This window comes from Flavobacterium sp. KS-LB2, assembly GCF_036895565.1.
Lineage (GTDB): Bacteria > Bacteroidota > Bacteroidia > Flavobacteriales > Flavobacteriaceae > Flavobacterium.
The window spans coordinates 348,371-373,572 of record NZ_CP145904.1; the positions used below are offsets into that span (position 1 = coordinate 348,371).

Annotated in this window: 22 protein-coding genes and 1 tRNA gene; 12 read left to right on the plus strand and 11 right to left on the minus strand. The window is 34.2% G+C overall.

The window, feature by feature from the left end:
- The first annotated feature begins 79 nt into the window (after positions 1 to 79).
- On the plus strand, positions 80 to 2,230 hold the full coding sequence (locus V5J73_RS01590) for a TonB-dependent receptor (RefSeq protein WP_338647149.1): 2,151 nt from the start codon (positions 80 to 82) through the stop codon (positions 2,228 to 2,230).
- Positions 2,231 to 2,287: 57 nt separating this feature from the next.
- On the opposite strand, the gene V5J73_RS01595 is transcribed toward V5J73_RS01590, so the two are convergent.
- Entirely contained in the window at positions 2,288 to 2,701 is a 414-nt protein-coding gene (locus V5J73_RS01595; protein WP_338647150.1) for a Rieske (2Fe-2S) protein, read from the minus strand.
- A 162-nt stretch (positions 2,702 to 2,863) separates the two neighbouring features.
- Here V5J73_RS01595 and greA point away from each other — a divergent pair, with 162 nt between their 5' ends.
- From greA to V5J73_RS01610, 3 genes are all read left to right on the plus strand, one after another.
- A complete protein-coding gene (gene greA / locus V5J73_RS01600) occupies positions 2,864 to 3,340 on the plus strand; it encodes a transcription elongation factor GreA (protein WP_091165910.1) in 477 nt (158 codons plus the stop codon).
- 44 nt (positions 3,341 to 3,384) lie between these two features.
- On the plus strand, positions 3,385 to 3,774 hold the full coding sequence (locus V5J73_RS01605) for an HIT family protein (RefSeq protein ID WP_338647152.1): 390 nt from the start codon (positions 3,385 to 3,387) through the stop codon (positions 3,772 to 3,774).
- A 94-nt stretch (positions 3,775 to 3,868) separates the two neighbouring features.
- Positions 3,869 to 5,041 (plus strand): transglutaminase domain-containing protein, encoded by a 1,173-nt coding sequence (locus V5J73_RS01610; RefSeq protein WP_338647153.1) that lies wholly within the window; start codon positions 3,869 to 3,871, stop codon positions 5,039 to 5,041.
- Here the strand turns inward: V5J73_RS01610 and V5J73_RS01615 are convergent.
- Positions 5,033 to 6,187: a sensor histidine kinase gene (locus V5J73_RS01615; RefSeq protein ID WP_338647154.1), complete on the minus strand. Its 1,155-nt coding sequence runs from the start codon at positions 6,185 to 6,187 to the stop codon at positions 5,033 to 5,035. The two genes, V5J73_RS01610 and V5J73_RS01615, sit on opposite strands and share 9 nt — an antisense overlap.
- 174 nt (positions 6,188 to 6,361) lie before the next feature.
- Between V5J73_RS01615 and V5J73_RS01620 the strand changes: the two genes are divergently transcribed.
- The 3 genes from V5J73_RS01620 to aat all read left to right on the plus strand — a co-directional run bounded on the left by V5J73_RS01620 (position 6,362) and on the right by aat (position 8,412).
- The gene (locus tag V5J73_RS01620) at positions 6,362 to 7,243 is read left to right on the plus strand and encodes a flavin reductase family protein (RefSeq protein ID WP_338647156.1); all 882 of its coding nucleotides are present in this window, start codon (positions 6,362 to 6,364) and stop codon (positions 7,241 to 7,243) included.
- 24 nt (positions 7,244 to 7,267) lie between these two features.
- The gene (locus tag V5J73_RS01625; RefSeq protein ID WP_338647158.1) at positions 7,268 to 7,648 is read left to right on the plus strand and encodes a DUF3127 domain-containing protein; all 381 of its coding nucleotides are present in this window, start codon (positions 7,268 to 7,270) and stop codon (positions 7,646 to 7,648) included.
- A gap of 122 nt (positions 7,649 to 7,770) precedes the next feature.
- A complete protein-coding gene (aat, locus tag V5J73_RS01630) occupies positions 7,771 to 8,412 on the plus strand; it encodes a leucyl/phenylalanyl-tRNA--protein transferase (RefSeq protein WP_338647159.1) in 642 nt (213 codons plus the stop codon).
- A gap of 145 nt (positions 8,413 to 8,557) precedes the next feature.
- Here aat and V5J73_RS01635 read toward each other — a convergent pair whose 3' ends face one another.
- The 6 genes from V5J73_RS01635 to rplM form a co-directional block, all read right to left on the minus strand.
- Positions 8,558 to 9,124 carry a DNA-3-methyladenine glycosylase I gene (locus V5J73_RS01635; protein ID WP_338647161.1) on the minus strand — a complete coding sequence of 189 codons (567 nt, stop codon included), beginning with the start codon at positions 9,122 to 9,124 and terminating at the stop codon, positions 8,558 to 8,560.
- Entirely contained in the window at positions 9,121 to 9,774 is a 654-nt protein-coding gene (locus V5J73_RS01640; protein ID WP_338648642.1) for a queuosine precursor transporter, read from the minus strand. Before V5J73_RS01640 ends, V5J73_RS01635 begins: the two co-directional genes overlap by 4 nt.
- Before the next feature lie 164 nt (positions 9,775 to 9,938).
- Entirely contained in the window at positions 9,939 to 10,901 is a 963-nt protein-coding gene (gene tsf, locus V5J73_RS01645) for a translation elongation factor Ts (RefSeq protein ID WP_338647163.1), read from the minus strand.
- A 111-nt stretch (positions 10,902 to 11,012) separates the two neighbouring features.
- A complete protein-coding gene (rpsB, locus tag V5J73_RS01650) occupies positions 11,013 to 11,810 on the minus strand; it encodes a 30S ribosomal protein S2 (protein ID WP_338647164.1) in 798 nt (265 codons plus the stop codon).
- A gap of 173 nt (positions 11,811 to 11,983) precedes the next feature.
- Complete coding sequence (gene rpsI, locus V5J73_RS01655; RefSeq protein WP_066080508.1) at positions 11,984 to 12,370, minus strand: 30S ribosomal protein S9; 387 nt, start codon at positions 12,368 to 12,370, stop codon at positions 11,984 to 11,986.
- Positions 12,370 to 12,825 carry a 50S ribosomal protein L13 gene (gene rplM, locus V5J73_RS01660; RefSeq protein WP_099714271.1) on the minus strand — a complete coding sequence of 152 codons (456 nt, stop codon included), beginning with the start codon at positions 12,823 to 12,825 and terminating at the stop codon, positions 12,370 to 12,372. The genes rpsI and rplM overlap by 1 nt, the downstream gene beginning before the upstream one ends.
- Before the next feature lie 345 nt (positions 12,826 to 13,170).
- Between rplM and V5J73_RS01665 the strand changes: the two genes are divergently transcribed.
- Entirely contained in the window at positions 13,171 to 14,193 is a 1,023-nt protein-coding gene (locus tag V5J73_RS01665) for a LacI family DNA-binding transcriptional regulator (protein ID WP_338647166.1), read from the plus strand.
- An 83-nt stretch (positions 14,194 to 14,276) separates the two neighbouring features.
- Here the strand turns inward: V5J73_RS01665 and polA are convergent, their stop codons facing one another.
- Positions 14,277 to 17,120, minus strand: coding sequence for a DNA polymerase I (gene polA, locus V5J73_RS01670; RefSeq protein ID WP_338647169.1), 2,844 nt, complete (start codon positions 17,118 to 17,120; stop codon positions 14,277 to 14,279).
- Between the two features lie 368 nt (positions 17,121 to 17,488).
- Between polA and V5J73_RS01675 the strand changes: the two genes are divergently transcribed.
- From V5J73_RS01675 to V5J73_RS01685, 3 genes are all read left to right on the plus strand, one after another.
- A complete protein-coding gene (locus V5J73_RS01675; RefSeq protein WP_338647172.1) occupies positions 17,489 to 18,964 on the plus strand; it encodes a hypothetical protein in 1,476 nt (491 codons plus the stop codon).
- Positions 18,965 to 19,154: 190 nt separating this feature from the next.
- Positions 19,155 to 20,390 (plus strand): metallophosphoesterase, encoded by a 1,236-nt coding sequence (locus V5J73_RS01680; protein WP_338647174.1) that lies wholly within the window; start codon positions 19,155 to 19,157, stop codon positions 20,388 to 20,390.
- Between the two features lie 73 nt (positions 20,391 to 20,463).
- The gene (locus tag V5J73_RS01685; protein WP_338647175.1) at positions 20,464 to 20,760 is read left to right on the plus strand and encodes a thioredoxin family protein; all 297 of its coding nucleotides are present in this window, start codon (positions 20,464 to 20,466) and stop codon (positions 20,758 to 20,760) included.
- A 9-nt stretch (positions 20,761 to 20,769) separates the two neighbouring features.
- Here V5J73_RS01685 and V5J73_RS01690 read toward each other — a convergent pair whose 3' ends face one another.
- Both V5J73_RS01690 and V5J73_RS01695 read right to left on the minus strand, forming a co-directional pair.
- Positions 20,770 to 21,417 carry a polysaccharide deacetylase family protein gene (locus tag V5J73_RS01690; RefSeq protein WP_338647176.1) on the minus strand — a complete coding sequence of 216 codons (648 nt, stop codon included), beginning with the start codon at positions 21,415 to 21,417 and terminating at the stop codon, positions 20,770 to 20,772.
- A gap of 79 nt (positions 21,418 to 21,496) precedes the next feature.
- A complete protein-coding gene (locus V5J73_RS01695) occupies positions 21,497 to 24,778 on the minus strand; it encodes a glycosyltransferase family 117 protein (RefSeq protein ID WP_338647177.1) in 3,282 nt (1,093 codons plus the stop codon).
- Between the two features lie 238 nt (positions 24,779 to 25,016).
- Here V5J73_RS01695 and V5J73_RS01700 point away from each other — a divergent pair.
- Positions 25,017 to 25,087, plus strand: a tRNA-Gln gene (locus V5J73_RS01700).
- The last annotated feature ends 115 nt before the right edge of the window (positions 25,088 to 25,202 follow it).

The window sequence follows — 25,202 nt, forward strand, 5'->3', positions numbered from 1 at the left end:
TTTATTTGTCATAGGAAACAATCATTTTTTAATTTAACAAAAAGAATAATTCCCCCTTTTATTCGTAAACTTTTTACGGATGAATTTTTTATTTTACAAAAGCGGCCAAGCGCCAAGGTCTAAGCGCCTAGCAAGTGTATTTCGAATATTTTCTATATTCTTGACGCTTCACTTTTCACTTTTCACTTTTTCACAAGTCAAAGACACTACACAAGTTAATGCGCTTGATGAAGTATTAGTTTCAGCGGTTCGTGTAACCACAAAAACACCAGTCAGCTTCAGCAATTTGGGCAAAAAAGAAATTAAATTCCGAAATTTAGGACAAGATATTCCCATTTTGATGAATTACTTGCCTTCAATTGTTACCACTTCTGATGCTGGTAACGGAGTAGGATATACCGGAATCCGGGTTCGTGGTAGCGATGCCACTCGAGTGAATGTAACCATTAACGGAATTCCGTACAATGACTCTGAAAGTCATGGAACCTATTGGGTTAATATGCCGGATTTTGCATCTTCTGTAGAGAGTTTACAGTTGCAGCGCGGTGTAGGAACTTCTACCAATGGTGCGGGTGCTTTTGGCGCAAGCCTGAACATGCTTACGGATAATTTTGCTAAAAAAAGTACAGGTGAAATCTCGAACTCTTTTGGAAGTTTCAATACTAGAAAACACACGGTAAAATTCAGTACGGGTTTGATGAACGACCATTTTGAAATTGCGGGACGTTTGTCTGCTTTAAATTCTGATGGCTATGTAGATCGTGGTGCTTCTGATTTGAAATCGTATTTTCTGCAAGGAACGTATGTTGGTAAAACTACGTTGATAAAAGCATTGGTTTTTGGTGGAACTGAAAAAACGTACCAATCATGGAACGGAATAGACGGCGAGACATTAAAAAATGACCGAACCTTTAATTCAGCAGGGGCTTTTACAGATGAGCAAGGCAACGCTCGTTTTTATGATAATGAAACCGATAATTACCAGCAAGATCACTCTCAGTTGCATTGGAACGAAAAACTATCAGAAAACTGGAGTACTAACTTTGCAATACACTACACCAAAGGAAAAGGATATTACGAAAACTACAAAGAAGATGCTGATTTAGCAGATTATGGATTGCAACCAGTTGGCACAGTAACAACAACTGATTTGATTCGTCAAAAATGGTTAGATAATGATTTCTACGGAACCACATTTTCTGCTAATTATAAAGCCGAAAGACTAGATGTAATTTTTGGTGGTGGATGGAACAAGTATGAAGGAGACCATTTCGGGAAAGTGATTTGGGCGCGATTTGCATCTCAAAGCGAACTTGGCGATAAATATTATGACGATTATGCCGTTAAAACGGATGGAAATATTTTTGCCAAAGCCAATTACCAAATTACAGAGAAATTAAGTTTATTTGGAGATTTACAATACCGTACGGTTGATTATAAAGCTAATGGTGTTCAAGCAAACCTGGTAGAGGATACGTTTAATTTTTTTAATCCAAAGACAGGATTGACTTTCGATATCAATGGGAATAATGCTTTGTACTTTTCGTATGCAAGAGCAAACAGAGAACCAAACAGAACTGATTATGAAGGCGGAAACGTAAAACCAGAAAAACTAAATGACTTTGAATTGGGTTGGAGATTCAACTCGGCCAAAGTGCAGTTGAATACCAATGTGTATTACATGGTCTATAAAGACCAATTGATATTGACAGGAAATCTAGATGATGTTGGTGCTCCAATACGTTCCAATAGCGAAAAAAGTTACCGTTTAGGACTAGAAGTTGATGCAACAATTGCATTGACAAATCAGTTGATTATTCGTCCAAATTTTACTTTGAGTGCGAATAAAAATTCGGATTTAGCGGTAGAAGGTCAGAATTATGGAACTACTGATATTGCGTATTCACCATCTATTATTGCAGGTAATATTTTGGTTTATACACCAGTGGAGAATCTTCATATTTCATGGTTGCAAAAATTCGTCGGGGAACAATACATGAATAACATCGAATTGCCTGCTGCTAGGTTGGCAGATTATTTTGTGAATGATTTGAATGTAGCTTATACTTTTAAACCAAAAACAATTTTCAAAGAGATTGTGTTAACAGGTTTAGTGAATAATTTTTTAGATAAGAAGTATGTTTCAAACGGTTACATGTATGATGTATATCCGTATTATTATCCACAAGCGGGAATTAATTTCCTTGCCGGTTTGACGCTGAAGTTTTAGAATATATTTAGTTAAAAAGTAAAAAATCCTGATAGTTCGCTGTCAGGATTTTTTTGTTTAATTATAAACTCGAAGCATATTTCCATTTACCTGAACTCGGTATTGTTTCAAAGGGTATTGTAAAGACCCTTGTCCAGTAAATAAGCTGTATTCTTTGTTGTCACACCCGCAAACGGCATTTATTCCATCAATAGTCATAGTAGAGCAAGAACTTATAGCTTGATTGGGACATGCTGCATCAAAAGCATTGTAACCGCTGCCGGTATTAAAAACAATAACTCCTCGTGCACCAGTTCCAGAAATGTAAACAGCATTACTTGCAAATTTAAGATTTGAATAGGTAGCCAAATTTAGATTGAGATCTATAGAAAAAGAGTAGTTAGGAATAAATGGATTACTGTTGTTTAGACCGGAATCACTACATGAAAAAAAGAAAGGAATTATAATGGAAAGTAGCAGGTATTTTTTCATTTTAAAATAGTGTCAAAGTATTAGTGAAACAAATTTAATTTATTTAACTTTGAATTATATATGATTAACATATATTTATAGACGAAAAAAAAATAATAGTATCTTTGTGGAAAGAAATCCCGTCCTGATGGGATTTTTTCTATTTATATAAATGAGGAAGTTATGAGTACAGTATCGTATTACACCGCAGAAGGGTTGAAAAAGTTAAGAGAAGAGTTAGATTATTTAAAAAGCGTAATGCGTCCAAAAGCATCAGCAGATATAGCCGAAGCAAGAGATAAAGGAGATCTTTCTGAGAATGCTGAATACGATGCTGCTAAAGAAGCACAAGGAATGCTGGAAATGCGTATTGCCAAACTGGAAGAAGTGCATTCAAACGCCAGATTAATTGATGAAACCCATCTAGATGTGTCTAAAGTTTTGGTGTTGTCTAATGTAAAAATCAAAAACCAAACCAACGGAATGGAAATGAAATACACATTGGTTGCAGAAAGTGAAGCCGACCTTAAAACTGGGAAAATCTCTGTGACCTCACCTATTGGGAAAGGTTTGCTAGGAAAATCAGTAGGAGAAGTGGCAGAAATCACAGTGCCTAATGGAGTGTTGAAATTTGAAATTTTAGAAATTTCACGCGATTAAAGAATCAAAGATTTAATCGATTCAAACAATTAACCAATTTTACAATGTCAAGTATTTTTACTAAAATAATAAACGGCGAAATCCCGTGTTATAAAGTTGCAGAAGACGAAAATTTCTTAGCTTTTTTGGATGTAAATCCAAATGCAAAAGGACACACACTTTGTATTCCAAAACAAGAAATCAATAAGATTTTTGAGATGGATGATGATTTGTATATCGGGCTAATGCAGTTTTCTAAAAAAATAGCGGTCGCTCTTGAAAAAACGGTTCCATGCAAAAGAATCGGAATGGCAGTGGTGGGATTAGAAGTTCCTCATACACATGTTCATTTGATTCCATTGAATGAAATGGATGAAATGCGTTTTCAAAATAAAGTAACGTTGTCCAAAGACGAATTTGAAGCTTTGGCAGAACGTATTAAATCCAATTTATAATTTCTACATAAAATAAATTGGTATAGTTTTAGTTTAGAAAGGGAATAGGTGTAAGCCTATTCCCTTTTAATTTTTTTAGTCTAGATTGCATACTATGAAAAACATTTATATCGTACTTTTTTTCTTTTTCACCATGCTGAGTTTTGGACAGGGTAATCCTGGATATGTTCTGATTGATGCTAAAATGGCTGCTATTCCAGTTAATTCAACAACTTCAATTGAAGCGATTGCCAAATATATTAATGCAAATTTCAAAACAGAATCAGATAAAATCAGGGCAGTTTTCTACTGGACAGCTTCCAATATCAGCTATGACATTCCTGGAATGTATGACGTAAATTTCAATGAAACAGTTCCAGAAAAAATTGCAAAAACGTTAAAAACTAAAAAAGGAGTGTGTATTCATTATGCTGTTGTTTTTAATGCCCTTTCCCAAAAAATAGGATTAGAATCTTACATAATCGAAGGATACACCAAGCAAAATGGGAGAATAAGTAACTTAGCGCACGCTTGGACCGCTGTAAAAATTGACAAAAAGTGGTTTGTATTTGATCCAACTTGGGGTGCCGGTTATGTGAATAATGGGAAATTTTCTAAAAAAATAAACAACAGTTATTTTAAGGTGGCTCCAGCTGCTATAATCGCTTCGCATATTCCGTTTGATTATTTATGGCAATTTTTGAATTATCCTATTACCAATAGTGAGTTTTACGAAGGTCAAATCCAAATCAACAAAGCAAAAAAATATTTCGATTTTGAAAAAGAAATCGCCAGTTACAACGCCATGTCAGAGGAAGATCAATTGTTTGTTTCTGCAGAAAGAATAGCTAAAAACGGTTTGAAAAATGCTATGATTCTCGAACGCTATGAAGGGAAAAAGCAACAATTGACTTATCTGCGACAAAATACCAATATTGAAAAATTGAATGCTATTGTGAATGAAATGAATCAGGCAGTAGTCTTGCTAAATGACTTTATTTATTACAGAAACAATAAATTCAAGCCTACTTTTTCAGATGATGAGATTAGTAGTATGATTGAAACACCAAGAGCAAAACTAGTCAAATGTCAGAACGATATTTACAGTGTTGGTCCAGTTGGTGATAAAAATGCATCTAATGTAGCGTCGATTAAAGCATCAATTGGAGCAGCTTTGGCACAAGCCGAAGAACACTCATTGTTTGTGAAAAATTATTTGAGTAAGTCTAAATTAGTCCGAAAAACGATGTTTTCTAAAGTGTCTTGGTTTGGCGTTCCTTTAAACTAAAGTACTTTTTTTAAAACTGACTTGCATTGTTGTTCCTTTTCCAATTTCGGAATGCAGTACTTTAATCGTTCCTTTGTGGTATTCTTCCACGATTCTTTTGGTCAATGAAAGACCTAATCCCCATCCGCGTTTTTTAGTAGTGAAACCAGGTTCAAAAATATTTTTGAATTGATTTTTTTGAATTCCGCTTCCCGTATCGGAAACGTTAATTTTTACAGCATCTCCTTCTTGCTCAATTTCTAGGGCTAATTTTCCTTTTCCTTTCATGGCATCGATAGCATTTTTCACTAAGTTTTCTATGGTCCAGCTGTGAAGTGTGGGATTGAGGGATACCATAATAGGAGATTTTGGAGCTTTAAACGAAAATTCAATTTGTTTAGAAAATCGGGATTGCAAATAGTCGTAAGACTGAAGTGTTTCTGCTACGATGTCTTTATTTTCTAATTTGGGTTCCGATCCTATTTTAGAAAAACGATCGGTTATGGTTTGCAAACGCTCAATGTCTTTTTCAATTTCAAATGTGGTGCTTTCATCCACATTTTCAGATTTCAAGAGTTCAACCCAGCCAATCAATGAAGAAAGTGGCGTTCCTATTTGGTGTGCGGTTTCTTTGGCCATACCAGCCCAAAGTTTGTTTTGCGTAGCCATTTTGGTGCTTCTGTAAAAATTATAAACGAGCGCCCCAAAAAGCACAATGATCAGCACTAATGCAACGGGATAATATTTCAGTTTATTCAGTAATGCGGAATTACCATAATATAAATTTTGAAATTTTCCTGGAACGTATTCAATGACTATTGGTTCATTTTCGTTTTTCAATTTGGATAAAAAACTCTTGGCTTTGTCGTCATTTTTTACAATAGCATCGTCAATGTTTACGGTGTTTATGATGCGGTTATTCTCAGTAACTATAATAGGAATTGAGGTGTTGTTACTGAAAATCTGAAGTGGAAGTTCCACATCAGTATTTTCACCGGCATTGTTAAGTGTTTTTTGAGCTTTTGCCCAAAGGTTCATTTTCAATCGTTCTTCATTTTTGAAGATTTGAAAAAAAGTATAGGTGTTCCAGAGAATTAATGAAATGATTAAAAACGATGCAAAAATAATAACCCAACGAGTTGTATTTCTTCTATCAGAAAACTGCATAAATATGATTTAGAGGTATAAATATAATGAAATAAAAGCTTTCGTATTTTAGTTTTAGATAAAGATTTTTTTTGAGAAAATCAAATCTTTATTTTATTCTAATTTCAAGTTACTGCTTTTTAAACTTAATTCATTTGTATACTTTTGTATCTTTCAGCACTAAATTAAAAGCGTATGATTACAATTGATCCCAAAAGTATCGAAACTGCAAAACTACAAGGGTATTTGCAAAGTTCTGTTGGGCCTAGACCCATAGCTTTTGCTAGTACAATGGACGCTAAGGGGAATCCTAATGTGTCGCCTTTTAGTTTCTTTAATGTGTTCAGTGCTAATCCGCCTGTTTTGATATTTTCGCCAGCAAGACGCGTTCGTGACAATTCAATAAAGCATACATTAATCAATGCCGAAGCGACTCGGGAAGTAGTGATTAATGTGGTCAATTATGATATGGTACAGCAAATTTCTCTGGCTAGTACAGAATATGCTGATGGCGTAGATGAGTTTATAAAATCTGGCTTGACGCCAATTGCTTCAGAGGTTGTAAAACCGTTTAGAGTAAAGGAATCACCAGTACAATTTGAATGCAAAGTCACTCAGATTATTCCACTGGGAACAGAAGGAGGAGCAGGAAATTTAGTGCTTTGCGAAGTTTTGAGAATTCATATTGACGAATCTGTTTTAGACGAAAACGGAGCGATTGATCAACATAAAATTGACTTAGTTTCTAGATTAGGAGGCAATTGGTATTCCAGGTCCAATCAAGGACTTTTTGAAGTTCCAAAACCCCTATCGACGTTAGGAATTGGGGTAGATGCGATTCCAAATTTTATAAAAGAAAGTCCTATTTTTGATGGAAACGATTTAGGTATTTTGGGGAATGTAGAAGCCTTGCCTACAATGGAAGAAGTTAGTATATTTGTACAGCAAAATTTCGCAGTGAAAGGAGTTTTAAGTTCCGATGATGCCGAAAAAGTGTATTTAGAAGCGAAAAAATATCTAAATGCTAATGATGTTTCCTCCGCATGGAAAGTCCTTTTGGCAGAGAAAAAAAAATAGAGCAAAACAATTAAAATAGAGAAGATGGAAGTTACAGGAAAAATTAAAATGATTGATCAAACTAAAGAAGTTGGATCTGGAGGTTTCAAGAAAAGAGATGTTGTTGTGACAACAGATGAGCAATATCCTCAACATATTCTCGTTCAGTTTGTTCAGGACAAATGTGACTTATTGAACGGTTTTCAAGTAGGAGAGCCTGTAAAAATTGATATTAATTTAAGAGGTAGAGAATGGACAAATCCTCAAGGGGAAACAGTTTATTTCAATACGATCCAAGGATGGAGAATAGGAAAGTTACAAGTTGAAACTCCTTCTGCTGCACAAATGCCTCCAATGCCTGCTGCTGAAGCTTTTGCACCAGCAACAAACTTAAACGAAGAAGAGGCAGACGATTTGCCTTTCTAAAATAAAATTCTAAATTTTTTATATTCCAAATTCCAAATTGAGCTTGTCTTTATATTGGAATTTGGTTTTTTTTTAAATTGATTTTTAAAATTTCCATTACCATTGATTTTTGAAATTGAAAAATGTATTATTTATCTTCAGCCTTATTTTTTCCTCCTATTGACCAAGCCAATCGCGATGGAATTTTAGCCATAGGAGGCGATTTGTCCCCAGAACGATTACAACTAGCATACAAAAGCGGTATTTTTCCTTGGTTTGAAGATGGAGAACCCATTATATGGTGGTCACCAAATCCAAGAATGGTTTTATTTCTGGATGAATTAATCGTTTCCAAAAGCATGCGAAACATTCTGAATAGAGATAGTTTCAAAGTAACATTCAATCAGAATTTCAGGGAAGTAATTTCAAATTGTCAAAAGATAAAACGTGACGGTCAAAACGGCACTTGGATTACTAATGAAATGATTGATGCCTATTGTAACCTTCACGAATTAGGCATAGCAAAATCAGTTGAGGTTTGGCAAAATGACACCTTAGTAGGTGGCTTGTATGGCATCGATTTAGGTCATGTTTTTTGTGGAGAAAGTATGTTTTCTAAAGTATCAAATGCTTCTAAAGTGGCTTTCATTGCCTTGGTAAACCAATTAAAAAAAGAAGAGTACAAACTGCTGGATTGTCAGGTTTATAATCCGCATTTGGAAAGTTTAGGTTGTCGTGAAATAAAGCGTGATGATTTTATGAAAATTCTTCAAGGAAATAATTAGAGCCTAATCCGGCTGTACGTTTCAAGTCCTCCTTCAAAACCTTTTTTTTCTAAAGTCATAAAAGGAGCTTCCTGCCGGTCGCTCTTTTCTGCCTAGAAAAAAATAGTCTTTTCAGTCCGGGCTTTCCACTGCCATCCGGGGCAAATTACTGTTTTTTCCAGCAACTCGTCACGTGATCGTCTACCATTCCAGTGGCTTGCATGTGTGCATAAACCACTGTAGAACCTACAAATTTAAAGCCACGTTTTTTTAAATCTTTACTAATTGCATCAGAAAGTGGTGTGGTAGCAGGGACTTCTTTCAAGGATTGTCGGTTGTTTTGTATGGGTTTACCATCAGTAAATTTCCAAATATAGCTAGAAAAACTACCAAATTCCTCTTGGATTTTTAGAAACGCTTGTGCATTAGTAACGGCCGAATACACTTTGAGTTTGTTCCGAATAATACCGGCATCTTGCAATAAATCGAGAATTTTTTCATCGGTGTATTCAGCGATTTTTTTGTAGTCAAATTGATCAAAGGCGGCTCTAAAATTTTCTCTTTTGTTTAAAATAGTAATCCAGCTTAGTCCAGCCTGAAACGTTTCCAAAAGCAAAAACTCAAATAAAGTCGCATCATCATACACGGGAACACCCCATTCTTCATCATGGTATTTTTTATATAAAGCGCTAGAAGTACACCAGCCACATCGAGGTTTGTCGTCTATTATCATTGTTTTTCAGAGGCTAAATAGTTTTTTATTAAATAGTGACCTAAGTAGATCAGCGGAGTCAAGAGAATTGCGATACCGAGTTTAAACGTATAACCCGTCAATGCGGAAGTAAGGAACGTGTCGAAATTTATTTTCCCGGGCAACCAAAAAGCGATTCCAAGTACAATAAAAGAATCGAATAATTGAGAAATAACAGTAGAACCGGTAGCTCTAAGCCAAATTTTGTTGTTTCCCGTTTTATTTTTAAAAAACCAAAAGACAGTCACATCAATCAATTGCGAAACTAGAAAAGCGATAATACTCCCTACAATAATCCACATACTTTGCCCAAAAACGGCAAAGAACTGTTCATCATTCACAGGGCTGATGCCTTTTGCGGCGGGAATACTTATGGCTAAAAACAAGAGTATAAAAGCATAAGCTATCAATCCAGCTGTAATCAAGGATAGTTTTTTAACACCCTTTTCGCCAAAATACTCATTGATTAAATCAGTAGTCAAGAAAACGATGGGCCAAGGCAAAATCCCGATGCTTATTACAAATGGACCTATTTGTATCAGTTTTCCACCTATTAATTCAGCCGTGACAGCATTAGTAATAAAGATTCCTGCGAGAATAACAAATACGAGCTCTTTTTTGGTTTTAAACATGAAGTATTCTTTCTCCAAATTTAATAATTTAAATAGAATTTAGTAAATCTTTTGCTTGTGAAAGTAAATAAATGTACACAAAAAAACCCATTTCAAAATTGATTTGAAATGGGTTATTATATAAATTGAAATCAAATATCGTTGATCTGAAATCAAATAGTAATTTATCCTAAAGCAGCTCTTTTGAAACCTGTAATTTCAACTTTGAATTCTTTAACATAGTCACCAACTTTTTTACTGTCATCTTTGATGAAGTTTTGATCCAATAAAGCTTTTTCTTGATCTAAAGTAGTGTTGTCAGAGATGAAACGCAGTACTTTTCCAGGAATAATTTTGTCCCAAATTTGTTCTGGTTTACCTTCAGCTTTTAGTTCCGCTTTAGCATCTTCTTCAGCTTGTTTTAAAACTTCTTCCGTTAATTGAGAGTAAGAAATATATTTAGGAACATTTTTCAACGTTTTTCCTAAACGTTTTGCTTCTTCATTTTCTTTTTCGATTATAGCAATACGAGCAGCAAGTTCAGAAGCAACGAAAGATGGGTCAAAATCTTTGTAAGATAATGTATCAGCTCCCATTGATGCAACTTGCATAGAGATATCTTTAGTAAGAACTTCTGCGTTAGCTACAGCAGCAGAAATAGCAGTTAATGCAGCAATTTTGTTAACGTGAACATAAGATCCAACAAAAGCACCTTCTAAAATTTCAAAACCACCGATTTCGATTTTCTCTCCAATAACACCTGTTTGCTCGATCAATTTCTCAGCAACAGTCATACCGTTGAAATCTGACGCTAAAAATTCTTCTTTAGAAGAGAAGTTAATCGCTTTTTCAACTAATTCTTTAGCTAAAGAAACGAAAGATTCATTTTTACCTACGAAATCTGTTTCACAATTTAAAGTGATGATAGCTCCTTTAGTTTTGTCAGCATTGATAAAAGAAACAGCAGCTCCTTCGCTAGACTCACGGTCAGAACGGTTAGCAGCAACTTTTTGTCCTTTTTCTCTAAGGTTTTGTATAGCTTTATCGAAATCTCCATCAGCTTCAACTAAAGCTTTTTTACAGTCCATCATTCCGGCACCTGTAGTTTGTCTTAATTTATTTACATCTGCAGCAGTAATTGTTGCCATAATTTTTTTATTTTAAAATTGAAAATTCTTTTAAAAGAAATTACGAATTACAAATTATGAATTACGCAAAACTTACATAATTCATGATTCATAATTCGTAATTGTTTAGATTTACTCTTCAGTAGCTGTTGGAGCAGCAGCTTCTACAGCAGGAGCTACTTCTACAGCTTCAGCAGCAGGAGCAACAACTTCAGCAGTAGCATCAGCTTCTTTGTCAGAACCTCTATCAGAAAGTCCTTCAACAATTGCAGCTGTAACTAAAGATAAAATTTTATCAATTGATTTAGAAGCATCATCATTTGCAGGAATTACATATTCTACTTCACGAGGATCAGAATTTGTATCAACCATTGCAAAAACTGGAATGTTTAATTTTTGAGCTTCTTTTATTGCGATGTGTTCCGCTTTGATATCAACTACGAACAATGCAGCTGGTAGTCTTGACATGTCAGCGATTGAACCTAAGTTTTTCTCTAATTTAGCACGAAGACGATCTACTTGTAAACGCTCTTTTTTAGAAAGAGTCATGAATGTACCATCTTTCTTCATTTTATCAATAGTAGCCATTTTTTTAACAGCTTTACGGATAGTCACGAAGTTAGTTAGCATTCCACCAGGCCATCTTTCAGTGATGTAAGGCATGTTTGCAGCTTTTGCTTTTTCAGCAACGATGTCTTTTGCTTGTTTTTTGGTAGCAACGAATAATATTTTTCTACCTGATGCAGCGATTTTTTTCAAAGCGTCATTCGCTTCTTCAATTTTTGCTGCAGTTTTATATAGATTGATAATGTGAATGCCATTACGCTCCATATAAATGTAAGGAGCCATGTTTGGATCCCATTTTCTAGTCATGTGTCCGAAGTGAACACCTGCTTCTAGTAATTCTTTTACTTCTACTTTGTTTGCCATTTTGTTCTAGTTTACGTTCTGTTGATTAGCAATGAATAAATGGCGATTTCTCGGCTTTATGCATTTAGATGCTAAACTATTTCCTACCTCAGTAGGAGAGCAACAACAACTGTTTTTTAAAATTCAATAATAAATGAACGATGTCTTGTCCCATTTGAACAAGACAGGTAATATTAACGTTTAGAGAATTGGAATCTCTTACGAGCTTTCTTCTGACCGAATTTCTTACGTTCAACCATTCTTGGATCTCTTGTTAATAAACCTTCTGGTTTCAAGATAGCTCTGTTTTCAGCATTTACTTCACACATAACGCGTGCCAATGCCATTCTTACAGCTTCTGCTTGACCAGTTGAACCACCTCCGTAAACGTTAACTTTTACGTCAAAGTTGCTTACATTTTCTGTCATAGACATAGGTTGTAATACTTTGTACTGTAAAGTTGCAGTTGGGAAGTACGTTTCGAATGCTTTTTTGTTTACAGTGATTACTCCTGTTCCTTCTGAAACATAAACACGTGCAACAGCGGTTTTTCTTCTACCGATTTTGTGAATAACTCCCATTACTTAAGATCGTTAAGGTTAACTGTTTTAGGTTTTTGAGCGCCTTGTTTGTGCTCAGATCCTACAACAACATTTAAATTTCTAAAAAGTTCAGCACCTAATTTATTTTTAGGTAACATCCCTCTTACAGCTTTCTCTACTAATAATGCAGGGTTTTTTGATTGCAATACTTTAGCAGTTAAAGTTCTTTGACCTCCTGGGTAACCAGTGTGACGGATGTATGTTTTTTCATCCATTTTGTTACCTGTAAGGTTGATTTTTTCTGAGTTGATAACGATTACGTTATCACCGCAGTCCACGTGTGGTGTGTAACTTGGTTTGTACTTACCTCTCAAAATCATAGCGACTTTTGAAGCAAGACGACCTAAGTTGTGACCATCAGCATCTACAACAATCCACTCTTTAGTAACTGTGGCTTTGCTTGCTGATTGTGTCTTGTAGCTTAATGCGTCCATAATATATTTTTAATTAAACATTCCATCCCCAATAAAGGGGTTGCAAAAGTACAATTAATTATTTTAAATACAAATACCTTAAATGAATATTTTTTTCTTGTTTTTACTCTGATAATCAAATGTATATTTAAAATATTAAGGTATAGATTGAATTTGTCTTTCTCACTTCTTCGTGACTGGAATACGATAGGCTATTGTTTTTATTTAATTTTATTGTATATTTCTAATTTTTGGAAGGAAATTTTATATTTTATTGGCTATTTTTGTCATTTAAACAGTTAATATTCTAATCATTCCTATATTGTTACTATTTTTATTATATAAATTACGTCAAATATATCTCTTATGAAAGCTAAAGCAACTTTAAAACAAATCGCTAAAGAACTGAATGTTTCTGTTTCTACAGTTTCTAAAGCCTTGAACGATAGCCCAGAGATTAGCGAGCAGACGAAGGTTAAAATTAAAGAATATGCGAAGCTTAAAAATTACAAACCCAATGTAATTGGTCTGAACCTTAAAAATAGAAAGACAAAAACCATAGGTGTTATTATTCCAAATATTTTAAATTCTTTTTTTGCCAAAGTATTTAGCGGTATTGAAAAAATTGCTGATGAAAAAGGATACAACGTTATTATGTGTATCTCTAACGAATCATCAGAAAAAGAAGCCCATACGCTGGAAATGTTAAGCAATGGAACTATCGATGGATTTATTGTTTCGGTTTCTGAAGAAGCACAAAAAAATCAGGATTACGAACATTTTTCTGCCATCATTAATGATGGAACTCCAATAGTTATGTTTGATCGAATTGCCGATGGCGTAGATTGTGACAAGGTAATTGTCGATGATTTTGACTCCGCGTTAAATTCGACCCAACATTTAATTGATTTAGGATGCAAAAATATCGCTTTGTTGTCCTCTATTGATAATTTGAGTGTGGGCAAATTAAGAGCCGATGGATATTTGAAAGCATTGGAAAATAATAATATCACTGTAAACAACGATATAATTTTAAGAACGGAGTCGGAAGATGATTTAAAGGATAAAATAGAAAAAGTATTTGAGAATAAAATAGACGGAATCTTCGCTCTTGAAGAAAATGACTCCGTAGCGGCTTTGCGTATTGCGCTTAAAAAAGGATATAAAGTGCCAGAAGATATTTCTATTATTGGTTTTGCTGATGGAATTCTTGCTTCCCGCAGATTGTCTCCAAGTTTAACTACGGTAAGTCAACACGGAATAGAAATAGGAGAAGTAGCCGCTAAATTACTGATTGATAGATTAGAATCAAAAGAAGAGAATCTGCCTTATGAAACCGTGGTGATTAAGACGGTGTTGAAGGAAAGAGAGTCAACAACAAAATTGTAGTGACTCATATTTATACTCATAAAAAAATCTCTAATCATTTAAAACGATTAGAGATTTTTTTATGAGTATAAAGAAAGATAATTTTAGTGCGCTTCCAGCCAATCTTTTCCTAACCCTAAATCAACATCTAAGGGAACTTCTAACTTGAAAGCATGTTCCATTTCGTGTTTTATCATTGGTTGGATTTTTTCGAGTTCCGAATTGTGAACATCGAAAACCAATTCATCATGAACCTGCAACAACATTTTACTTTTCCAGTTTTCAGACGTTAGTTTTTCATGAATGTTAATCATTGCAATTTTGATGATATCGGCAGCACTTCCTTGTATCGGTGCGTTTACCGCATTTCGTTCTGCACCACCACGAACAATGGCGTTTTGTGAATTAATATCTTTTAAATAACGGCGACGTCCCAATATGGTTTGCACATAACCGTTCTCTCTTGCAAAATCAATTTGTTCTTGAATGTAGGATTTCAATCTGGGATACGTTTGGTAATACGCATCAATTAAATCAGCGCTTTCTTTGCGGGATAAGCTAGTTTGATTGCTCAATCCAAAAGCCGAAACACCGTATATAATTCCAAAATTCACCGTTTTGGCATGACTTCGTTGTTCACGAGTCACTTCTTCGAGCGGAACATTAAATACTTTTGAAGCAGTAGATTTGTGAATGTCTTCGTGATTTTGGAATGCCTTAATCATGTTTTCTTCACCGCTCAATGCCGCAATTACACGCAATTCTATTTGGGAATAATCCGCAGAAACCAAGGTGTAATTTTCATCTCGGGCCACGAATGCTTTACGGATTTGTCGGCCACGTTCCGTACGAATCGGGATGTTTTGCAAGTTAGGATTATTAGAACTCAATCGTCCCGTTGCCGCAACGGTTTGCATATAATCCGTGTGAATTCGGTTTGTGATTTTATCAACTTGGTTTGGCAAAGCTTCTACATATGTGTTTTGTAGTTTAACTAGTTGTCGCCAATCCAGAATGTCTTTTACTATTGGGTTTTCGGCGGCTAAATAACTTAAAATTTCCTCTCCAGTAGCATATTGACCGGTTTTGGTTTTCTTTTGTTTAGCTCCTCCAATTTTTAACTTATCGAATAAAATATCTCCCAACTGTTTTGGGGAAGCCAGGTTGAATTTCTCTCCAGCAGTTTCAAAAATGTTTGCTTCTAATATTTTGATATCATCGTCTAATGTTTTTGAAAGCGATTTCAAGAAATCTACATCAACACGAATCCCCTCTTTTTCCATGTCAGCCAAGACTTTTACCAATGGGATTTCGATTTCTTCAAAAAGTTTTTTGGTTCCTGTTTTGTCTAATTCCGATGTAAATATTTCTTTAAGTTGCAAGGTTACGTCAGCATCTTCAACGGCATATTCTTTTATTTCTTCCAATGCAACGTCACGCATTGATTTTTGGTTTTTTCCTTTTTTTCCAATTAAAGTTTCAATGGATTGAGGCGAATATTTTAAATATGTTTCTGCCAAAATATCCATATTATGACGCATATCCGGATTGATCAGATAATGGGCAATCATGGTGTCGAATAATTTTCCCTTTACTGTGATGTTATAATTAGAAAGTATTTTTAAATCGTATTTCAAATTTTGACCTATTTTCTCAATGTTTTCATTTTCAAAGAAAGGAATGAATTTTTCGATTAAAGTTTTTGATTCCTCTTGATTTTCAGGAAATGGAACATAGAATCCTTTTCCCTTTTCATAAGAGAAAGATATTCCAACTAGCTCTGCATGCAAAGCATCCAAGCCAGTTGTTTCAGTATCAAAACACACCGAAGATTGGTTTTGTAAATTTTGAAGTAACAAGCGGAGTCCTAAATCACCTTGTATTATTTGATAGGAATGTTCCGTATTTTCTAATGAATTGTAGTAGTGATGACGAGTTTCTTCTGATGAGTCATCTTGAATGCCACTTCCAAAAAGATCAAATTGTTCCTCATTTTTTGGTTGTGGTTTTTTGTATAGTTTGTTTTCGTCAACTGGATTGTTGTTGTTGGTTGGAGTTGCGCCTTTTTTGAATATAGCATCAAATTGTTCCGCCATTCTTCTAAATTCTAATTCATTGAATAGCGCATCTGTTTTTTCAACATCGGGAGTTGATAATTCATAGTCTGTTTCGTCAAAAATAACGGGACAATCCAGTAATATTGTTGCCAAAGTTTTGGATAATAATCCTTTTTCCTTGTTGGCTTCAATATTTTCTTTCATTTTTCCTTTCAGCTTGTCTGTATTAGCCAAAAGATTTTCCATGGTGCCAAATTCTTTCAAAAGTTTCTTGGCGGTTACTTCACCTACGCCAGGAAGACCTGGAATATTATCGGCAGTATCACCCATCATCCCCAAGAAGTCAATCACCTGATCTGGTCTTTCGATTTCAAATTTTGCCAAAACCTCAGGAATTCCCCAAATTTCAATTCCATTACCCATTCGGGCAGGTTTGTACATGAATATGTTTTCAGATACTAGTTGTGCAAAATCCTTATCCGGTGTAACCATAAAGACTTTGTAGTTTTGTTTTTCTGCTTGTTTCGCAATAGTACCAATTAAGTCATCGGCTTCATATCCTTTTACTTCTATAATCGGAATATGCATAGCTTTTAGCAAATCTTGGATATAAGGAATGGCAATCTTAATGGCTTCGGGAGTGGCGTCACGATGGGCTTTGTATTCTGGAAAAATTTCGTTTCTCAATTGACTTCCACCATTATCAAAGGCAACGGCTAAATGGTCTGGTTTTTCTCGTTTAATTACATCCATTAAGGAATTCATGAATCCCATAATGGCTGATGTGTCCATTCCTTTAGAATTGATTCTTGGGTTTTTTATAAAAGCATAATAACCTCGAAAGATCAAAGCATAGGCATCAAGAAGGAAAAGGCGTTTTTGTTGTGACATAATTGTGATTTTGTAAAGTTTTCAAAAGTACAAAACTTGTGAGATAAAGGAGTGAAGGATTGAAATATTTCTTGTGATTGAAACCACAGTTCTTTTTTAATGTGCTGAAAATTTTTCAATTCTTTTTTTTAGAATAAATTTTTTTATCAAGATGAAAAATCACAAATTATCATTTGAAAGAAAATAAGGACTAATCTTCTTTTGAAGGAGTATTTTTAAATCTCAAATTGTAAGAATATTAATATTTATTAATTAAAATAGTGCTTTTAAACGATTATTTGTGTATTTAATCGTCATTTTGTGTAATTTTGTACAAGAAGTTTTGTGCCATTGAGGTTCTTTATAATTAATCTTTAATTCGTTATATTATGGAAAAAAATTATTTTTCAAAAAAGGTATTACAAGCCTGTGTGTTATTTTTCATGATAATAACTGCAAATGTGTTTGCTCAAGTAGGCATAGGAACTATTACACCTCATGCTAGTTCAGTATTGGATGTTTCATCAACAACTCAAGGGATGTTAACTCCTAGGATGACAACCGTGCAAAGAACGGCTATTGCTACTCCAGCTGATGGTTTAATGGTGTATGACACGGATTTAAAATCGTTTTACCACTATAATTCAGCGATTGCTTCATGGAATGTAATTAATAGTGCTACAACCGGTAGATCAAAGTTTAAACGTATAAAATCTACAGATGTTTTAGCGACAGTTTTAGCAACTGAATTAGCTGCAGGTAGTGGTGCTAAATACGTTTTAGATAGTAGTACCTATTATGAAATTAACGGTACAATTACTCTCAATTTCCCAATTGATTTGAACAATGCGTATATTTCTGGTCAGGATGCAAATGAAGATAAGTTAGTTAGAACAAGTGGGAATCTATTTGATGGAGCCTTGGGAGGTAGTATTAGGAATGTTACCATTCAGGTTACCGGAGGAGGAAAAGTTTTTAATCTTAGTGGTGCGAATACACAAAATTTAATTATCAGAGACTCAGTAATTGCAGGCTGTTCTAATGTTGGTTCGATAACAGGATTTGGGTTGGTTTTTGTCAGTATTGTACAATATATAAGCAATAGTACGGGCATCATTTATGATTCCATTGATAAGTTATTGATAAGTAATGCGGCATGGTTTAGCACTAATTCAGGGACTTATGAAAAATTACAAGGTACATTTGGTTTAGTACAAAAACAAGGAGGATTTAGCGAGGTTTCTGGAATAAGTGTTGGCTTTGATGTGTCTTCAAACCCTACAATCACAGGAGATGCCGTTATGGAAACGGTTGTTTTTACAGGGACAGTTTCTACTGGGAAATATGTGAATGGATATACAGTGGGGAGTTATACAGGATATAATTTTAATAACAAATGGAATATTCGATGCTCCGGTATTCCTAGTGAAAGTGATGCAGTTTCCGTGGGTGATATAAATTTCAATTATCCAGTAGGTTCTGGGGCAGCTACTACACTTTCAGGAACTCCAGTTAAATTGGCAGGAGTTACAACTTCAAATAACCTTTATAGATTTTCAAGAGGAAGTGCTGATAATAAATTACAATATCTGGGAACAAAGAAAAGGTTTTTTAGAGTTAGTGGATCGGCATCATTTCAATCTAATGCAACATCTACAGTTTACGTTTTTTATGTTGCAAGAAACGGAGTTGTTGTTAATCAATCTAAGGTTTATGTAAGCTCTAACTCAACAGTTGATATTTTAGCTGTTCCAATAGAGGCAATTGTAGAAATGAGTTCAAATGACTACATAGAGGTTTTTGCAGAACGTTTTTCAGGGTCAGGAAATATTTTAACAGTTTCTATGAATCTTGTAGTAAACTAAAACAGGAAAAACATCAATCTACAATTTTTGAAAAACCGCATTATTTTTAACCTAAATAATGCGGTTTTTATTTGTATTCCAAATCTTCAAATTACAGGAGCTTATCTTAAGTTTAATCAAGCGTTAAATTTTAATTAATAAAAAAACATTTTGGTTAATTGTTTTGTTATTTTGTTAAAAATTTTTTTAAATGATCTTTCGTGTCGTATTCTTGAGCTTGATCCTTCTTATTATTGAATTGTATACTTTTCAAGTATTAAAAACTTTAATAAAATCAAAGCCGGTATTGTTTTCTATTCAGGGTATCAGCCTTTTGATTTTGGTATATATTGTTTACTCTTTGATGCAGTTTGATCGAAGTGTAGGACAAACCAAACAAATGATGGTTACAATGGGATTGCTACTCATTGTTTATGTTCCAAAATTAATTCTGACATTTATATTAATGGGAGAAGACATCTTTAGATTAGGTGCTGGAACAGTTAACTATTTTGTGAACTATGATAAAAGTGCAGACTTTTTTAATTCTAGAAGAAAGTTTGTCAGTCAAATAGGATTAGGAATAGCTGCTGTGCCTTTTTTGTCTTTAATATATGGAGTTACCATAGGTAAATACAATTATAAAGTTATTAAGCAACGCATCTTTTTCCCAGATTTACCGGATGCTTTTGATGGCTTTACGATTACTCAAATATCTGACGTTCACAGCGGAAGTTTTGATAATCCAGAGAAAATTAATTATGCAATAGATTTAGTCAACGAGCAAAATTCCGATATGATTTTGTTTACTGGAGATATTGTGAATACTGACGCCAAAGAAATGCATCCTTGGATAGAGACCTTTAATAGGATTAAAAAACATGAATATGGTAAATATTCGGTTTTAGGAAATCACGATTATGGAGAATATGTAACTTGGCCATCAGAGGTGGCGAAAGAAAATAACTTTAAAGCCATTAAAGATTTATATGGGCAAATAGGTTTTAAATTAATGTTAAACGAACATACTTTTATTCAAAAAGGAGATGCTAAAATAGCATTAGTTGGTGTAGAAAATTGGGGACATAACTTCAAAAAAGCAGGCGATATTAACAAAGCTGCTCAGCATGTAAGTAAAGAAGATTTTAAAATTTTGATGAGTCATGATCCTTCACATTGGGAACACGAAATTCAACATCATGATAAAAATTTCCATCTTACACTTTCCGGTCACACACACGGAATGCAGTTTGGAATAGAAATACCAGGTTATTTTAAGTGGAGTTTGGCGCAATATGTCTACAAACAATGGGCAGGATTATATGAAAACGTAGGACGATATGTTTATGTAAATAGAGGTTTTGGTTTTCATGCCTATCCCGGTAGAGTAGGAATCATGCCAGAAATTACGGTCATCGAACTAAAAAAAGGTGTTAATGTAGCATAATTCGTTTAAAATGCTACATTTGTAAAATAAATATCTCTTTTTAGTGAATTTAAAAAATTAAATTTTTGGTTTTATGTCAAAATTTGGAGAACTTATAAATGCTCAAGTACCGGTGTTAATAGACTTTTACACAGAATGGAATGAGCCTTCAGTTTCAATGCATCCTGTAATTAGAGATGTAGCAGCGGCCCTTGGCGATAAAGCAAAAGTCATAAAGATTGATGTGGATAAGAATCAAGAGTTAGCGGATGCTTTGCGCATTAAAGGTTTGCCTACGTTGATGATTTACAAACAAGGTCAAATGATATGGAGACAATCCGGAGAATTAGACGCGAACACTATCATCAGTCTTGTTCAAGAACAATTGTAGCGTATTTCATTACAACACCTCACAATTAAAATTATTTTCTTTTAAATAAGCTAATGTTTTCGGTAATACATATTCTAAGTTTTTAAACGCTTTTATACTATCGTGGAAAACAATTACACTTCCTGGTCTTAGATTTGAGGTTACATTTTCTAAGCATTGTTCCTTCGATAAATTTTGGTCAAAATCTGCACTTAGAACATCCCACATAATTATTTTGTAGCCAAGTTTTCTGATCTGTCTAGATTGGGATGTATTTAACTTTCCATATGGTGGGCGGAAAAGGTTAGATTTTACATTGTAACTGCTATTTTTTTGAATCGCTTCTTCACATAGTTTCGTGTTTTTAAGGTAAACATCAGTTGTGGTTTTCCATCCGTTCAAATGATTAAAAGTATGATTTCCTATAGAATGACCTTCGCTAATTAACCTGTTGAATATATTGGGACTTTTGTTAATATTATCTCCAATACAGAAAAAAGTAGCTTTTACTTGGTGCTCTTCTAATTGATTCAAAACCCATTCTGTGATTTCAGGAACGGGTCCATCATCAAATGTGAGGTAAATTGTATTACTGTTTCCAGCCTTGGAAACATCCCAAGTATAATTTGAGAATATTTTTTTTACAACCCAACTTGTTTTTATCCAGTAAAACTTCATTTTTTAATTTTAAAGTTAAAAAAAATAGCGATATTTTTCAACATCGCTACCTTTTCTAATCAGAGTTTTTTATCGAAAATTATTCTTTATCGCGTCCAAAACGATCAAACATCTTAATATAAGTATTGAAAATAATTCGGTTTTTATTATAAAAATCTAAATCGCCATTCTCTTTCATAACCGTTAACAGACTTCGGTATCGTTCAATATCAGTGATGATAGGAATCGCAATACTAGTTTGTTCTGAAGGAGCAAGTTTGCCATAATAATTTAGGTTTTCTCTATACTTTAGGACTAATTTATCTAATAATTGTTGTGCTTTTGCTTTTTCATCAATTTTGTAATAGCCGCCAGCAAAAGGTTCTACTAAGGAATAATAGTCGAAATATTCCACAGGCATTTTTGTCATTGCCAAATCGATAATCTTTTTTGCTTTGTCTTTTTGTCCTTCAACAATTAATTGATTCATTAATCTAGAAAGGTTTGTTCTATATGTTATGCTGTTTCTACGAGTTTCAGGATCGTGATAGATACTTGGACTTTCGCCATTTCCCCAATCCCATTTCATAACTTTAGCATACATTTTGTCAGAATCGATCTGTCCCATATCAAGCGGACTCGCATCTTTTGGTAAAGCAGTGCGTATTGGAACTAATTTGTAAACCATTCCTTCTAGTTGAAGGTATTCTTTCATCCAAATATAATCTTCGCTGTCAAATGCGCCACCGCTAAAATAGATGGGTCTTTTCCAATTGTTATTAGCAACAATGTCAAGCATCATTAATCTGTTTTTGTATAATGCATTTCCTTTAATGTCTAAGTCAATGTAGGGTACAATAGAATCATTGTGTTTAGGATTAACTACTTTATTTTTTATGATTGTATTCTTGTCAACAGGAATTCTAACCTTATTTGTAGGGTAAAAATGGATGGTTTGTCCATTTTGCATATCTACTGTTGATTTTGGATTTTTGATAAAATTGATAAAGTCTTTGATGTCCCAACGGCTTTCCACTTTTGGAATGTGAGCAACATAATCCAGTTTATCTCCTACATACTGATCGTGTGTAAAAGAGATAGGCAAAGGATCTGATTCGTATGTTTTAGTTTTCATCTGATCGATATACCAATCGGTCATGAAAAGACTAGTATTTACAATTTTGACATCCGTTCGTACTCCTTCAATTTCTTGTGCATACCAAAGTGGGAACGTATCATTATCGCCAATAGTGAATAAAATAGCGTCTGGATCACATGATTCTAGATATGCTTTTGCCATTGCAACGGCAGTATATTTTCCGGAACGGTCGTGATCATCCCAGTTTTGAGAAGCCATAAGAACTGGAGCTGCTAGTAAGCTGGCTGCAATGATAATAGGACCTGCCAGTTTTGGAGCTAGATATTTCTGGGCACTTTCATATAATGCATAAACACCAAAGCCTATCCAAATGGCAAATACATAAAAGGAACCTACTAAGGCGTAATCTCTTTCTCTAGGTTCGAAAGGCCTTTCGTTTAAGTAAATTTTTAATGCTATTCCCGTAAAAAGGAATAAGGCGAGTAATACATAGAAACTCTTCAAGTCTTTATTGGCGTGATACATTAAACCGATTAGACCAAGAATAAATGGTAGAAAGAAATACACATTTCTACCTTTATTGTTCAATACATCCGAAGGAAGATTGTCTTGACTTCCCAAGTGTAATTCATCTATAAAAGAGATTCCACTGAGCCAGTTTCCGTCTAAATAGTCGTATTTTCCTTGGACATCATTTTGTCTACCAACAAAATTCCACATCAAATATCTCCAGTACATGTAACCAAATTGGTATTCAACCATGAATCCTAAATTGTCAACAGTGGTTGGTTTTTCAACAATTAAATAATCACCATAGCTTTTTAAGAAGGTAACATAACCTTCATTGTCAATTTGTTTTTGAGCGTAAGCTTGTCTAAATTCAGTAACAATTTTTTCAGTTTCATTTCGGAGTTGTGCAATCGCTTTGTTATAATCTTCCTCGCTCAACTGACTTGGATCAATTCCGTATTTTGCTAAATCATCTTCGTATGGGTAATCAGGATTCAATCTAAACTCAGGTGGATTGGTAAAATTCATGTAGTTCTCAATATGATCACCGCTCCACATTCTTGGCAAAATAGTTTTTTGATTGTTATCGGTATTTTGCTCCGCATTTTTGAAATTATTTGTAATAATATATTTCCCGGTTGTATAATCTCTTTCGTAATTGGGAGCTTTGTCTAGGTAGGGATTATTCTTATCTAAACCAGCAAAAGCCTCTGTGTATTGTGGACCATAAAACAAAGGATTTACGCCGTATTGCTCTCTGTTGTAGTAGGCTAGAACTTCGGCAGCATCCGAAGGTTTATTTTCGTTTATTACGGTATTGGCATTTGCTCTAATGGGTAACATCATCCATGTAGAGAAGCCAATTAGAATAAATAATATACATAGGATTATAGTATTGTAGAATACGAAACCTTTTTGTTTGGTGTATTTTAATCCAAAGTGAAAGAAAGCAATTAAGACTAAAGCAACAAATATAGTTCCTGAGTCAAAGGGTAATCCCAGGCTGTTAACCATAAAAACTTCGGTTTTACCAAAAAATCCCATGGTAAGAGGCAGTAACAATTTGAAAATAAATAATAAAACGGCAATCACAACAATATTTGCAATAATGAAATTTTTGAGGGTTACGACTTTATAATTTTTAAAAAAGTATAGAAAACCTATTGCAGGAATTGTCAATAAAGCCATGAAATGGACTCCAAACGAAAGTCCAACAACAAGAGAAATGATTAGTAACCATTTATTTCCTCTAGGCTTGTCCATATCTTGTTCCCATCGTAAACCCAACCAAAATAGCAAAGCAATCAATAATGAAGCCATGGCATATACTTCGGCTTCAACGGCATTAAACCAAAAACTATCTGAAAAAGTATAGGCTAAAGCCCCTACAAAGGAACTCCCAAGTACAACAATGTCATTGTTCTTATTCGATTCTGAAAACCGAGAAACTAATTTTTTCAAGATAATTGATGAGGACCAAAATAAGAATAGAATAGTAAATGCACTCGAAAACACAGACATCATGTTCACCATTAAGGCAATTTTTGTGTTATCTGAAGCAAACATGGCAAAAAAGGCACCAATCATTTGGTATAAAGGGGCTCCCGGAGGATGACCTACTTCAAGTTTGGCTGCTGTAGCTATATATTCGCCACAATCCCAAAAACTCATGGTGGGTTCAACAGTTAAAGTGTATGTTAATAATGCTATTCCAAATGTAAACCAACCAATAATTGTATTCCATTTATTAAAATTGAATGCTGCTTTATCCATGTACTAAAATTTAATTTAATTTTGAGTTACAAAGAAAATGTTTTTTTGTTTAACCATGATGCCATTAACAATATTTTCTGGAAAAGTATTGCATTTCAATAACACATTGATTGTAAAGGTTTTTTGTGATTTTTTGAAGTTGTTTCGAATTTTTATCAAATTTTTTTTCAAAAAAGAGCAAAATAAATTTGTACAAACTAAAATTTATTTTAAATTTGCACTCGCTTAGCAGCAATGCTGGTCTATGGTGTAATGGTAACACAACTGTTTTTGGTGCAGTCTTTCAAGGTTCGAGTCCTTGTAGACCAACGTAAAACCCCTCATTTTTGAGGGGTTTTTTTATTCACAAAACTCAAGGAAATGTTTGTTGTGTCCGCTTTATTGAAAGCATTTTTGTAAACAAAAGGAATGGGGTTGAGTTAGT